This window comes from Lysinibacillus sp. NPDC093216 (genome assembly GCF_050280325.1).
Classification (GTDB): domain Bacteria; phylum Bacillota; class Bacilli; order Bacillales_A; family Planococcaceae; genus Lysinibacillus.
The window spans coordinates 56,073-69,826 of record NZ_JBNNVB010000007.1; the positions used below are offsets into that span (position 1 = coordinate 56,073).

14 protein-coding genes are annotated in these 13,754 nt (G+C 35.9%); 12 read left to right on the plus strand and 2 right to left on the minus strand.

Annotated elements, in window-relative coordinates:
* The first annotated feature begins 479 nt into the window (after window positions 1–479).
* Entirely contained in the window at window positions 480–836 is a 357-nt protein-coding gene (locus ACQKOG_RS10295; RefSeq protein ID WP_370077537.1) for a BlaI/MecI/CopY family transcriptional regulator, read from the plus strand.
* 8 nt (window positions 837–844) lie between these two features.
* Window positions 845–2,011 (plus strand): M56 family metallopeptidase, encoded by a 1,167-nt coding sequence (locus ACQKOG_RS10300; protein WP_427446262.1) that lies wholly within the window; start codon window positions 845–847, stop codon window positions 2,009–2,011.
* A gap of 174 nt (window positions 2,012–2,185) precedes the next feature.
* Here the strand turns inward: ACQKOG_RS10300 and ACQKOG_RS10305 are convergent, their stop codons facing one another.
* Window positions 2,186–2,614: a DUF2621 domain-containing protein gene (locus ACQKOG_RS10305; protein ID WP_415730425.1), complete on the minus strand. Its 429-nt coding sequence runs from the start codon at window positions 2,612–2,614 to the stop codon at window positions 2,186–2,188.
* Between the two features lie 120 nt (window positions 2,615–2,734).
* On the opposite strand from ACQKOG_RS10305, the gene ACQKOG_RS10310 reads away from it, so the two are divergent.
* The 7 genes from ACQKOG_RS10310 (at window position 2,735) to ACQKOG_RS10340 (ending at window position 6,295) form a co-directional block, all read left to right on the plus strand.
* Entirely contained in the window at window positions 2,735–2,950 is a 216-nt protein-coding gene (locus ACQKOG_RS10310) for a DUF1659 domain-containing protein (RefSeq protein ID WP_370077541.1), read from the plus strand.
* A 12-nt stretch (window positions 2,951–2,962) separates the two neighbouring features.
* The gene (locus tag ACQKOG_RS10315) at window positions 2,963–3,187 is read left to right on the plus strand and encodes a DUF2922 domain-containing protein (protein WP_402869068.1); all 225 of its coding nucleotides are present in this window, start codon (window positions 2,963–2,965) and stop codon (window positions 3,185–3,187) included.
* Between the two features lie 87 nt (window positions 3,188–3,274).
* Complete coding sequence (locus ACQKOG_RS10320; RefSeq protein ID WP_082337366.1) at window positions 3,275–3,397, plus strand: YvrJ family protein; 123 nt, start codon at window positions 3,275–3,277, stop codon at window positions 3,395–3,397.
* Window positions 3,398–3,501: 104 nt separating this feature from the next.
* Window positions 3,502–4,110 (plus strand): SCO family protein, encoded by a 609-nt coding sequence (locus ACQKOG_RS10325; protein WP_402869070.1) that lies wholly within the window; start codon window positions 3,502–3,504, stop codon window positions 4,108–4,110.
* 110 nt (window positions 4,111–4,220) lie between these two features.
* Entirely contained in the window at window positions 4,221–4,733 is a 513-nt protein-coding gene (locus ACQKOG_RS10330; RefSeq protein WP_370077547.1) for an RNA polymerase sigma factor, read from the plus strand.
* The gene (locus tag ACQKOG_RS10335; protein WP_427446265.1) at window positions 4,733–5,647 is read left to right on the plus strand and encodes a hypothetical protein; all 915 of its coding nucleotides are present in this window, start codon (window positions 4,733–4,735) and stop codon (window positions 5,645–5,647) included. The genes ACQKOG_RS10330 and ACQKOG_RS10335 overlap by 1 nt, the downstream gene beginning before the upstream one ends.
* Window positions 5,648–5,758: 111 nt before the next feature.
* Window positions 5,759–6,295, plus strand: a complete 537-nt coding sequence (locus tag ACQKOG_RS10340) for a DUF1572 family protein (protein WP_370077551.1) — start codon at window positions 5,759–5,761, stop codon at window positions 6,293–6,295.
* A gap of 49 nt (window positions 6,296–6,344) precedes the next feature.
* On the opposite strand, the gene ACQKOG_RS10345 is transcribed toward ACQKOG_RS10340, so the two are convergent.
* The gene (locus ACQKOG_RS10345; RefSeq protein WP_370077553.1) at window positions 6,345–6,899 is read right to left on the minus strand and encodes a delta-aminolevulinic acid dehydratase; all 555 of its coding nucleotides are present in this window, start codon (window positions 6,897–6,899) and stop codon (window positions 6,345–6,347) included.
* A 329-nt stretch (window positions 6,900–7,228) separates the two neighbouring features.
* Here ACQKOG_RS10345 and ACQKOG_RS10350 point away from each other — a divergent pair, with 329 nt between their 5' ends.
* From ACQKOG_RS10350 to ACQKOG_RS10360, 3 genes are all read left to right on the plus strand, one after another.
* Window positions 7,229–8,908 (plus strand): methyl-accepting chemotaxis protein, encoded by a 1,680-nt coding sequence (locus ACQKOG_RS10350; protein ID WP_402869075.1) that lies wholly within the window; start codon window positions 7,229–7,231, stop codon window positions 8,906–8,908.
* A 298-nt stretch (window positions 8,909–9,206) separates the two neighbouring features.
* Complete coding sequence (locus tag ACQKOG_RS10355; protein WP_370077557.1) at window positions 9,207–11,168, plus strand: methyl-accepting chemotaxis protein; 1,962 nt, start codon at window positions 9,207–9,209, stop codon at window positions 11,166–11,168.
* A gap of 582 nt (window positions 11,169–11,750) precedes the next feature.
* A complete protein-coding gene (locus ACQKOG_RS10360) occupies window positions 11,751–13,712 on the plus strand; it encodes a methyl-accepting chemotaxis protein (RefSeq protein WP_415730191.1) in 1,962 nt (653 codons plus the stop codon).
* The last annotated feature ends 42 nt before the right edge of the window (window positions 13,713–13,754 follow it).

Here is a 13,754-nt window from a genome sequence, read left to right on the forward strand (position 1 = left end):
GAAATTAGAGCGACGGATAGAGTTGCCGGAACGACGGATGGAGTTGCTGGAGCGACGGAAAGAATCGACCAAAGGACGGAAAGAAGAGTCAAAGTGACGGATAGAAATTAGAACGACGGATAAAGTTGCCGGAACGACGGATAGAAAGACAGAAACGACGGATAGAAAGACAGAAACGACGGAAAGAAGGGTCAAAGTGACGGATAGAAATTAGAACGACGGATAGAGTTGCCGGAACGACGGAAAGAAAGACAAAAGCGACGGAAAGATTCGACCAAGCGACGGATAGAAGAGCTAAAGCGACGGAAAGAAATCAGAGCAACTGATGAATGTGCGAGAAAATGAATATCAAAGACATTTGGAAAAATAGTATATGAATTTTGACGATTGACACACACTACACCATTGTAGTATGTTTTAATTACTACAATGGTGTAGTAATTAAAGTGAAGGGAATGACAGAGGTGGTTAATAATAAATTGTCCGAAACAGAAGAGGAATTGATGGACTTTATATGGAAACAAAATCGTAAGTTTACATCTACAGAATTATTAGATTTCTTTAATCGAGAGAAAGGGAAGCAGTGGAAGTCTCAAACCATTTCTACCTTTTTGACAAGATTGGTTGACAAGGGATTGCTGGATGTAAAAAGGGAAGGTAGATCAAATGTGTATATCCCTCTTCTTTCGCTAAAAGAGTATAAAAAGAAAGAAGCGCAAGGCCTATTAGATAAGTTGTATCAAGGTTCAGTAAAGAACTTTTTAGCAACGCTCTATGACGAAAAGGTTCCATCTGACGAGTTGAATGAACTAAAAAAATGGTTTTCTGATAAGTAGGTGTGATGATGAATGAGTGGTTAAGAATCTTGGTGACATTGTCGGTCGCTGGAAGTATCGTTCTATCACTTTCCTTTTTGATCACGTATGTGACAAAAGAGTTACTCACTGCAAAATGGAACTATTTGAGTAGAAAACTGTCTCTTTTCTTTTTTCTAGTTCCAATCTTTGTTTTCCCTGAATTACTTATCATTTTTAGGAAAACAAATAATGATATCGCTTTGGGGAATCAGACTGTAGCACTTAAAAATACATTAACTGTATCATTAACTGCTGTCCAAGTTTTATTTGCCATTTGGATTGTAGGAGTAATCGGTAAAAGTGTTTGGTCTTTCTATTCGTATCAAAGATTCAACAAGCAAATAAAAGTATCAAGTTTTTTAGTTCCAAAAGAAAGTGAAGTACACCAACTTCTTACTAAAAATATGGATCGTATGAATTGCTCGTCTGATATAGAGATTATGTATAACAAGTGTAATATAAGTCCCATTCTAATCGGGATTTTAAAACCGACTATTGTGTTGCCGATGTATAAGATTCCAAATGATGAATTAGAGATGGTTATTAAACGCGAATTGATTCATTTTAAGAAAAAAGATTTATGGATAAGAAGGTTTATGCTAATTGCAACGATTATCCATTGGTATAATCCATTAATTTATTTATTAAAAAAAGAAGTACTTATGTGGAGTGAGCTTTCTTGTGATGAAGATGTTGTTATGAAAATGTCTCATGTAGAGAGGAAAAAATATGGAGAAACAATTTTGAATATGATTGAACGATCAAATGAGCAATCTAATTCATATATCTATGGCACCACTTTTTCAACTGAACAAATGAATTTAAAAAGGAGATTGATGAAAATGTTAAAAGTTAAAAAAATGAGTAAGCCTGTTATAGCCTTATCCACTGTTGCATTATTAGCACTTGCAAGTATTGGCGTAGGAGGAGCTACATTAGCCCAAAAAAATACACCATCTATTTCAGGAGAAATTATTCAAGAAGAAAACAAAGTTGCAACATTAGTTTCTTCAAATGGAGAAAAAGAGGAATCAAAGAGAGGATTTTCCGAGTTGATTTCAGTCAAAATGTCTGATGAATCCAAGTTTACAAAAGATGAGTGGCAAAAAGTTCTCAAGCAAATTGAAAAAGGTGAAGTTCATTTAGAAGAATAATAAAAGAATCCTGTGCTTTTATAATACGGGATTCTTTGCGCATGTACGTTTTTAAATTCACATTTCCCTGGCAAAGCGAATGATAGAGCAGTCAAGTATATCGCTGAAACGGCTTTTATTGAACTGTAGGAAATTTTTCTAAAAACGCTGCACATATCATTGTGCAGCGTACCATTAATCAAACAAATGTTCATATGGAGCGATGTCAATTTGCATTTCATCTAATTTTTTGCGTAAAAATTTATGGTCGCGCTTAGGTGTTGCTTGGATATAGCCACGAATAATCAAATCATGGTTTATGGCAGGTGCCTTTTCTTCTAAAGCAAGCTCGCCAATTTTTCCTGCTATTTTTTCCTTAGCTACTTGTCTAAATAGCTCAGGCACAGGACTTACAAGTTCATATAAAAGCTCCTTCTCAGGTTGTCCCCATAAATGAATGGTTTTATCTAAATAATACTCCTGCCAATCTAAATCAGATTTACCGTCCTGCTTCGGTAATGCCTTTAAAAATTTGCGGAACATGAAAAATCCGCCTATCGCCATAAACGAAATAAGCACAACTACCCAAAATAGGATAAACCATAAAAACCAACCAGTTAACAAATCGTTCACCTCTTCGCCTTCTCTTACTCTATTATAAAAGCTTGCAGAAAAAAATCCATCCTAAATGTCCCTTTTTTAGCAATAAGTCTGTATATATTGTGTAGGAAGGGGGTGACGCTCATGGCAAAAGTCAATTTCGTAGGTGCTACACTACGCTTAAAGTATGTCGCTGGACACAATGCACAAAACGAGCCCATGTTTACAATTAAAACGTACCGCAATTTAAACGGCTCGCATTCAGCAGAGGATTTAGTAGAGGTAGCAAAGGCTATTGCAAGTCTATCTTCACACGCACTAGATAGCATTGTAAAACAAGAAACAACAGATTTATCCTAAGGGGGGAAAGCTATGACACAAGTTTTAGAGCTGCAATTTGAGACAGCAGCAGGGAAAACGACAACGATAACGATTGATGCGCCGAAGCCAAATGTAACAGCGGAGGAAATTCAACAGGTCATGCAAACGATCATCGCTAAAAATGTTTTTGATGGACAAGCTAGTGCTCTGGTTGCAATGACTGGGGCTCGCATCGTTGATCGACAAGTAAGAGAATTTGAATTAGAGATCGAATAGTCACAAAATGGTCTTTGCAGAATTTCCTGCAAGGACCATTTTCGACAATAATGGTTTTAATAAGCTTAGTGTGAAGGAGGGGTCAACATGGAACAGTGGTTAAACATGATATCAGATATCGGTTTTCCTATCTTAGTGTCGTTTTATTTACTGCACCGAGTAGAAGTTAAATTAGATGCAATCCATGATGCACTGGTTTCCTTAAAGTGAAATCGATTTCACAAAGATGTACGAAAGCTGTCACTTGAGTGTCCTTGCCAATATTTACATCGTACGATAGGATGAGGATAGTGTAAGTAGGGAGCGTGTTAAAGATGAGAAATAAAATAATTGGGCTTGTTCTACTTTTTGCATTAGCTGCAGTGCTCAGTGCGTGTGGAAATACAAAATTTAAAGCAGATTATAGCTTGGAGTTACCAGATTTTGAACATGTAGATCAACGCGGAGAAAAAGTTTCTTTAGATAGTTTAAAAGGGAAACCATGGATTGGTATGTATATTTTTACAAATTGTACATCGATTTGCCCACCAATGACCTTTAATATGACGCAAGTTCAAGAAAAGCTGAAGAAAAAAGGTGTGGAAGATTATAATATTGTTGCGTTTTCAATTGATCCTGATGTAGATAAGCCAGAAATATTAGCTAATTATTTAGGCAAATATAATGTTCCAGATGAATCAAAATGGAATCTACTTACTGGATATTCACAAAAATATATCGAACAGTTCGCAGTCAAATCAACTAAAATATGGGTGAAAGATGATCCTAACACCGACCAAGTGGTACACGGAAATCAATTTTTCTTAGTTGATAAAGATGGCAAAATCGTAAAAATGTATTCTGGGTTTGCAGATAATGCCGAGGATGTCCCTATTGACACAATTGCATCAGATATAGAAACATATATTGATGAAAATTTATAATGGATAGAAGGAAACCGTCTCAATATTATGAAGAGACGGTTTTTTTTGTGGTTCAAATTTAATCTTTTATAACTTTAGCCTCGTTTATAGTGTAGAAGGAGGGAGAGATTTTGTCTGATACAGAATATTTAGAGCAACTAATGGAACTACATACAGAGCATTTATTTCGAATCGCTTACTACTATTCGAAAGATCTACAAATAGCTGAGGATATTGTTCAAGATGTTTTTATTAAATTTTATCATCATCAAAAGCATTATGAAGAAAGAGGAGAGATGCGGGCTTACTTAGCACGTATGACCATAAATAAAAGTAAGGATTATTTAAAAAGCTGGGCATATCGGAAAATTTCAGTTCAATCCAAGCTTTTCCCTAAGCAAAAATCCGTTCTAAAAGACACGCTTATTCAACAGGATGAACAAACGATTTTAGATGAAGCCATTTTGAAATTACCGTTAAAGCAACGAGAACCTATTGTGTATTTTTATTTAGAAGATATGTCGATTAAAGAAATTGCGAAACTACTCGAAATCCCAGAAGGTACAGTCAAATCACGGCTGAAAAAAGGTAAAGAGCTATTAAAAATTGATCTTCAGGATATCGAATGGGAGGTACTGTTTTAGTGGATAAGCATACATTAAGAGAGTTAATGGATATATCTGTGCATAAAGAAGCAATTATTCGAAACGTAAAAATAAAAATTAATGAAGAACAATCTTCGCCAAAGAGACATCGTTGGTCCTATCGTATTGTCACATTGACCATTACCTGTTCCGTTTTATTGTTCGTCGCCTTGCAGCTAACAAAATATGATATTTTAAAAATGACAACTGATACTTCGCAAATAGAAGGGAAGGAAGTGTCTAAACAATTAACAGATCTATTTAACACCGAGGTCAAAGGATCTATGGTAACCTATAGTCAGTATTTTCAAACAGCTGATCGTCTCAATGACCGTAAAAACCCAAAATTTTACGAGCCTGTGAAAGGTTTTGAAGCAATGCAAGAGGTAGCCACAGTATTGGGGAATAACGTTCATCCGATTGATCCTAAGAAACTACCTTTTAAGGCCAATATACAGGAAGTTTATGCTGTAACTTCAGAAATGACTAATGGTCGCTTACAAAATCAATTGCAATTTACTTATTTACAAAAAGCATTAAGTGGTAAAGATCAACAATTTGCTATTTTTACAGTCACTAATGTAGATAGTAATCCATTAGCAAATTATGATATTACACATGATATTAGTGATTTTTTAGGCAATACTATTAAGAATGAGGGTTTAATCGGAGAAAGTCCATTATTTCATCCAATCGCTACACCTGGTAGTGGTAGATTGTCTTATTTTTACTATGACTTTGATATAAAAAATAAGAAGGTTCGTCTAACTAGTAATGAAGCCAATGAGCTTTACACTTATTATAACGGTTATGTTTTCCACGTTGGATATCAATTAGAACATGCAGATCAGGAAGATATGCAAAAGAAAATGATTGAGCTTGTAAAAGAATTTATATTGGGTAACGATTTGTAAAGTAATAATTCCCTTCACAATCTTATTAAACTAGTTAAACTTAGATTTAAGGGGGAGACAATGTTTTCAGTAGCCAAGAAAGTTGATATAAAATAATGGGGGCGTTTACGAATGAGTATGGGGCAGACTTATTTAAATGTTATTCAGAAAAGGTTTAAAAGTGTGAAAGAACAAGGCGATAAAACACTCATACAATTGGATCACGAACAACTGCATTGGGCTTTTAACGAAGAATCCAATAGCATTGCCGTTATCGTAAAACATGTTAGTGGTAATATGATATCGAGATGGACGGACTTTCTAACGACAGATGGCGAGAAAGCAATGAGAAATCGTGACGGTGAATTTACCGATAGCCTTCAGACAAAAGAAGAGGTAATGATGGTATGGGAAAAGGGTTGGCAAGTATTTTTAGACGCTTTACAAGGATTAACGGAAGCTGATTTACAAGGATTTGTAACGATAAGAGGAGAGAGGCATTCAGTGATAGACGCTATCGAAAGACAAATGTCCCACTACTCAGAACATGTCGGTCAAATTGTTTACATCGCTAAGCAACTAAAGGGCTCTGATTGGGAAACATTAAGTATTCCAAAGGGGCAATCTCAGGCTTTTACAGAGTCTATGGTAAAAAAACATCAACAATAAATAAAAAAATCGTAGCATGCATATGCTACGATTTTTTTGGATTTGTCTTCTAAGCAAAATAAAGTTGATACATTGAAGTTTCTTCGTCAATTGATTTTGTGATTTCAAAGGCTTCTTGCTGTGTTCGCTCATTAGCAATAATTTCGTACATAAATCTTATAAGAAACATTAAGTTTGCATTGCCATCTATGTAATCATCCGGTCCTAAATATGAATGGCAACCACTTTTTAAAAACGCAGTTGCTAGCTGTTTTTCACCTAAAGTACAGCCAGAGGCAATAACCTTCACATCTTTTAATTTACTATATTTTAAGACCTCTTGAGGACCGAAAAATTCACCTCGTGGTTCATTTAACTCATAAATATCTGCACCTAGCTCAGGCATGCAAAAACGTCCTTCATCCCCGTGGAAGTTTAAAATTAAATAATCTACTCGATCATCTAAATCTTCTCCAGATAAAACATCAATAAAATCATTTGGTCTTCCTATTAAATGAAGTGTTACTCGAACACCAAATGATTCGAGAACTGAGCGCAATGCAAGTGATTCGATATCACAATTAGAGCCTACTACTAAACTAACATACAAATCTGGCTTACTCATTTCTAATATTCTCCTTTATTTATACTTATGGTAATAGTATATCTAAAATTGTGAATTATAACCAAATTGATGATAAAAGCTCACTGACTATTTTTTTAAAACCGGATAGCCGTAGGAACATTTTGGTTGAGTGACTTGCTATGTGTTCATTTTTGCAATACTAATACTGCGATATAGAATTTAGAGAAGTCAAGACATTTGGTGATGTGTTTTATTTTTGTAAAATTTTTGTGTTAATTTATGATAAAAGACGCATTTCTTATGGGAAGATTGGGATATTTAGTCTATACTCAAGATGATTAATGTTAAAAGGGAATAGAGGGAGTCGTATGAGATCAACGGTAGAACGAAAACTGCAATTTTCTTTTGGTATAGTTTTAGTATTTCTATTACTAATTACTAGTATTGCTATGTACTTTTTAAATGATAATAAACAAACACTTGCGGAAATCGAAAAAAAGACGGAATTAATCAACTTGTATAATGATATTTCCTTCCAAACGGTTCGGGCAAACGCTGCCATCCGGGGGTATATGTTATATGGTAAAGAAGACATGCTCAATAATCATCTCGAAATAAGAGATACTTTACATAAATCTATTCATCGTATTGAAGAACTTGGACATAAAAATATGGACTTTGAACAGTTTTTAAAGCAGTTAGAGGAATGGGAAAAACCTATAGATGAACAAATTGTACCGCTTTTTCAAAGTGGTGAAAAACAGCAAGCGCAGGAATTGGCATTACCGATTTTAGGGAAAGGCTCGCTAAAGCTTGTTGAGTTTGGGAAAACGATGGCAACGGCTCAGCAAGACGAAATGCAGGCGCGTGTAGAGGCTACTAAGCAAAAAGGCGACAACAGTGGCAAAGAGATTGCCATACTAGCGATTGTTTCCTTACTTATAAGCATTATTATTGCGACAGTTTTTGGTCGTAGAGTCGCGAAAAATATTCAACAAACTGTAGTAGAAATGGACAAGTTTTCAAATGGCAATTTACAAACGCACCTGCAATTTAAAACAAAAGATGAGTTTGCACAGCTGGCAGCTTCGTTTAATTCGATGTCCGAAAAGCTTAGCAATACTATGAAGCATGTCGCTAATTCATCCGAGCAGGTTGCGGCAACTTCCGAGCAGCTCACAGCGAGTAGTATGGAAGTGACACAGGCAACAGAAGTTGTCTCAGAATCGATTCAAGATATTGCCCATGGTATTGAAGAACAGGATACATTAACAGGTGATGTACGTAACTTATCCTCTCACATTTTGAAAAAAATGAATGACATATCAACGAGTATTGATCATGTGAACGGTGCAACGGTAGAAACTAAAAATATGGCTAGCATAGGACGTTCCTCAGTTCGTAATGTCATTGAACAGATGAATGAAATTGCGGATAATACAGCAGAGCTAAGTACACGTGTTAAAGACTTAGACGAAAATACAGCAGCAATCGTCTCAGCAGTCAATGTTATTAAAAATATTGCTACCCAAACAAATCTATTGGCTATCAACGCCTCTATAGAAGCAGCACGAAGCGGTGAGCATGGCAAGGGCTTTGCCGTAGTAGCAGAAGAGGTACGGAAGCTAGCAGATGAATCGAATTTAGCAGCAGTAGACATTGAAAAGGTTGTTTTGCAAATTACTGAAGATACAAGAATTATCGAGGAAGATATGATCAGTAGTAATGATTCAGTAATGCTTGGCCGTGAAAAGGTAAATGTGGCAAGAGATAATTTTATACAAATTGACGATGCCATTAATGATGTACAAGCTCAAACCGAATCAGTTACAGCGGCTATTCGAACGATCCATCAAGATATTGAAAAACTTGTCAAAGAAATCGATTACATTAGCGAAGTATCAATGCAATCGAGTAGCAATGTTCAAAGTGTTGCAGCATCCTCTGAGGAACAAAATGCAGCGATGGAAGAAGTAGCTGCAGCCTCTACACATTTGGCAAAAATGGCGATTGACTTACAAGAATCAATTCAAGCATTTAAATACTAACAACAGGAGCCCCTATGCATCATAGCTAAAGTATGATACATAGGGGTTTTATGTTTAACTACATAATGAAGAAGTGCAAAAATAGAAGAATTTATGTTAAGAAAATCAAAAAAATGAAAAAGGGGGTTCGGATTTGAGTATTTCGTCCGATAAAAAAAGCATAGGATGAAAATTTAATCGATAGAAGAGGAGGCGATTGTGAACCAGGGAGTGGCATTCTTTTTGAGTCTAAAAAGAAACCATAAAATGGGGCAAAGCACATTTAAAGAACTAGTAAAGTCAAAAGGAGAGCTGTTGTATGAAAAAATTATTTGGAAGCTTTAAGGGTAAGCTTTACACATTATTTGCTTTTATCTTATTAATCCCAGTTATTTCTGTAGGAAGCTTATCGTATCTTTCAGCAAAAGATTCGTTAAAGGAAGAAATACTTTTTAGTGCAGATGAAAGTGTTAAAATTTTGAATACGTTGATTGATAATACCATTAGTGAAAAAATAAACGACATGAATGTGTTTAGCGAGGAAATAGATTCTTCTAAATATGAACAGCAGGGATCTGCAGTACATACAAAATTCCAACAATATATAAAGCTACATCCAGATGTTCTGAGCATTTATATTGGAACAAATGAGGGAACATTATTTCTAGAACCAAAATCGAATAGCGCCGAATATAATCTTTTGGAACGAGACTGGTATAAAGAAACTACAGCATTAAAGGGAGAAGTTTTAATTACGAATCCCTATATAGATGCTGGAACTGGAGATATGGTCGTAACAATTGCTCGTCAGTTAAAGGATCAATCTGGGGTAGTTGCAATTGATATAAAATTGACAAACCTTCAAAATATCGCAAGCTCTATTAGTATCGGAAAAAATGGATATTCTTCTATTTTTGGTGAAGATAAGATGGTCATTTCACACCCGACTTTAGAACCGGGTAGCGAGTTAAAAGAAAGCTTTCTCGATCAGCTGTATGACAGCAAATCTGGCACGTATGATTATGTCTTTGACGGTGATGACCGTATTATGTTCTTTACAACGAATGAACTGACAAATTGGAAAATCACAGGGACAATTTTTGCAAAGGAAATTGACCAATCAGCATCACCCATTTTGAAAAATACGTTTCTCGTATTAATTGCTGCGATTGTAATCAGTTCGATTGTATTCTTTTTTGTTATGAAGACCATTATAAAACCGATTAGATTACTAAAAGATAGTGCAGTAACCATTAGTAAAGGTGATTTAACAGAGAAAGTGACAATCACTTCCAATGACGAGATTGGACAGCTAGGTCAAGCTTTTAATGATATGCAAGACAGTTTAAGAACTCTTATTCAAAAAATTGAACAAAATGCCGAAGAGGTAGCTTCGTCGGCAGAAGAGCTAACAGCCAATGCTAACCAAACGAGCATTGCTACAGAAAAAGTGGCCATTTCAATTCAAGATGTTGCTTCAAGCGCAGACACGCAAACGACGAGTGCGAATAAGAATGCAGAATCGTTACAGGAGCTTTCTAAGGCTATTCTTCATATTGCGGAGATCTCTTCTACTGTGACAGATCTTTCACAGCACGCGACGCTACAAGCAGATGAAGGTGGACAGGCAGTCCAGGATACAAAAGATCAAATGCAGTCTATTCATGTATCTGTGACCGATTCGAATACGAAAATTCAAACACTACATGAACGCTCTAAGCAAATTACATCCATTTTAGATGTAATTACAAGCATTGCAGATCAAACGAACTTACTTGCACTCAATGCAGCGATAGAGGCAGCAAGAGCAGGGGAGCACGGAAAAGGCTTTGCTGTTGTTGCTGATGAAGTAAGAAAGTTAGCGGAGCAATCGCAGGAATCTGCAAAGCAAATTTTCGAGCTAATTAATAGTATTCAATTAGAAACAGAACAATCCGTAAACATCATGGCAAAAGTTACAGAAGATGTTCAAAATGGATTACAAGTATCAGATGAAGCCATTACTAAATTCCAAATGATTAAAACAAGCATGGATAAAATTACTCCTAAAATGGAAGAGGTATCTTCTGCCTCTGAACAGATGTCAGCAAGTGTACAAGAAGTAACAGCCGTTACGGAGGATTTGGCATTCTCAGCACACGGAAATGCGACTGCTTCAGAGGATGTTGCAGCGTCTACAGAGGAACAATTAGCTTCAATGGAAGAGATTAATGCTTCTGCACAAGCGCTTGCGTATATGGCAGATGAGTTAAAACAGCTCATTAGTCAATTTAAATATTAATAGATATACGAAAAAAATGCCATTCCTCATTTGAGGGGTGGCGTTCTATATTATTAAAACTATTGTGTCAATGAGATGAAGGTTTCATTTTTAATAAAGTATGGCTCTTCGGCAAAGAAAAAGAGAAATCGAAAAGTAACGATTTCTCTTTTTTCTTGTTTGACCAAGTCATTTTATGTTCTTTACCTTATTTAATAATGGTAGTCTATTTCCGGAGAATTAATGGCGTCAATACAAAGCCTATTTCGTGTTCAACCTTTTATTTACTACGGAAAGAAAATCGAATGAAACGAAAATTAGTCTTTAAGAATCCAAAAACAGATTCTACATTGATTTTTCGTTGTCGATAGATGGCACCTGGTTTTTCTTCTGAAAGCTTATAATGAAGCCTAGTTAAATCAAAAAAATGAAAAAAGTTGTTTTAAATTTAAGTATTTTGTCCGATAAAAACATAAGAAGAAAATTTAATCGATAAGAGAAGGGGAGGTTATGTGCTAGGGGCTTCTTTGAGTCTAAAAAGAAACCACAAAATTGGACAAAACACATTTTATGAACTAGTAAAGACAAAAGGGGAGCTGTTGTATGAAACGATTATTTGGAAGCTTTAAGGGTAAGCTCTACACGTTATTTGCTCTTATCTTACTAATCCCAGTTATTTCTGTAGGAAGCTTATCGTATCTTTCAGCAAAAAATTCGATAAAAGAAGAAATACTTTTTAGTGCGGATGAAAGTGTTAAAATTTTGAATACGTTAATTGATAGTGCTATTAGTACAAAAATGAATGAAATCGTTACTTTTAGCGAGGAAATAAATTCTTCTAAGTACGATCAGAAGGAAACTAAAATACTACCAAATTTTCAGGAATATATGAAGCTGAGTCCAGATGTTTTAAGCATTTATGTTGGAACAAATGACGGAACATTTATTCAAGAACCAAAAATAAATAACGCGGATTATAATCCTTTAGAAAGAGATTGGTATAAAAAGGCTAAGGAATTAAAAGGTGAGACTTTAATTACGAACCCTTACATAGATGCAGGGACTGGAGATATGGTCGTAACAGTAGCTCGCCAGGTAAAAGATCAATCTGGGGTAGTGGCTATTGATTTAAAATTGACAGACCTTCAAAAAGTTTCGGACTCTATAAAAATAGGGAAAAATGGATATTCTTCTATTTTTGGTGAAAATAACTTGGTCATTTCACATCCTACATTAGAAGCAGGTAAGGAATTAAACGAGAGCTTCCTTAATCAAATGTATGACAGCAAATCTGGCACGTATGATTATGTCTTTGACGGTGATGACCGTATTATGTTCTATACAACGAATGAACTGACAAATTGGAAAATCACAGGGACAATTTTTGCAAAGGAAATTGACCAATCAGCATCACCCATTTTGAAAAAAACGTTTCTCGTACTAATTGCTGCGATTGTAATCAGTTCGATTGTATTCTTTTTTGTCATGAAGGCAATTATAAAACCGATTAGATTACTAAAGGATAGTGCAGTAACCATTAGTGAAGGTGATTTAACAGAGAAAGTGACAATCACTTCTCATGACGAAATTGGACAGTTAGGGCAAGCCTTTAACGATATGCAAGATAGTTTAAGAACTCTTATTCAAAAAATTGAACAAAATGCCGAAGAGGTAGCTTCGTCGGCAGAAGAACTAACAGCCAATGCTAACCAAACGAGCATTGCTACAGAAAAAGTGGCCATTTCGATTCAAGATGTTGCAACGAGCGCGGACACGCAAACGACGAGTGCCAATAAGAATGCAGAATCGTTACAGGAGCTTTCGAAGGCCATTCTTCATATTGCGGAGATCTCTTCTACTGTGACCGATCTTTCACAGCATGCAACGCTACAAGCAGATGAAGGTGGAAAGGCAGTCCGAGATACAAAAGATCAAATGCAGTCTATTCATGTATCGGTAACTGATTCAAACACGAAAATCCAATCACTATATGAACGCTCTAAGCAAATTACGTCCATTTTAGATGTGATTACAAGCATTGCAGATCAAACGAATTTACTTGCTCTCAATGCAGCGATTGAGGCAGCAAGAGCAGGAGAGCACGGGAAAGGCTTTGCAGTCGTGGCTGATGAAGTAAGAAAACTGGCGGAGCAATCACAGGAATCTGCAAAGCAAATTTTCGAGCTAATCCATGGCATTCAATTAGAAACAGAACAATCTGTAAACATCATGGCAACAGTTACAGAGGATGTTCAAAATGGACTACATGTATCAGATGAAGCTATCACGAAATTCCAAGTGATTAAGACAAGCATGGATAAAATTACGCCTAAAATGGAAGAGGTATCTTCTGCATCTGAACAAATGTCAGCAAGTGTACAAGAAGTGACAGCTGTTACGGAGGATTTAGCATTCTCTGCACAAGGAAATGCAGCTGCTTCAGAGGACGTTGCAGCGTCTACAGAGGAACAATTAGCTTCGATGGAAGAAATTAATGCTTCTGCACAAGCTCTTGCGCATATGGCAGATGAGCTAAAACAGCTAATTAGTCAATTTAAATATTAATACAGACATAATAAAAACGCCATTCCGCTTGAGGAATGGCGT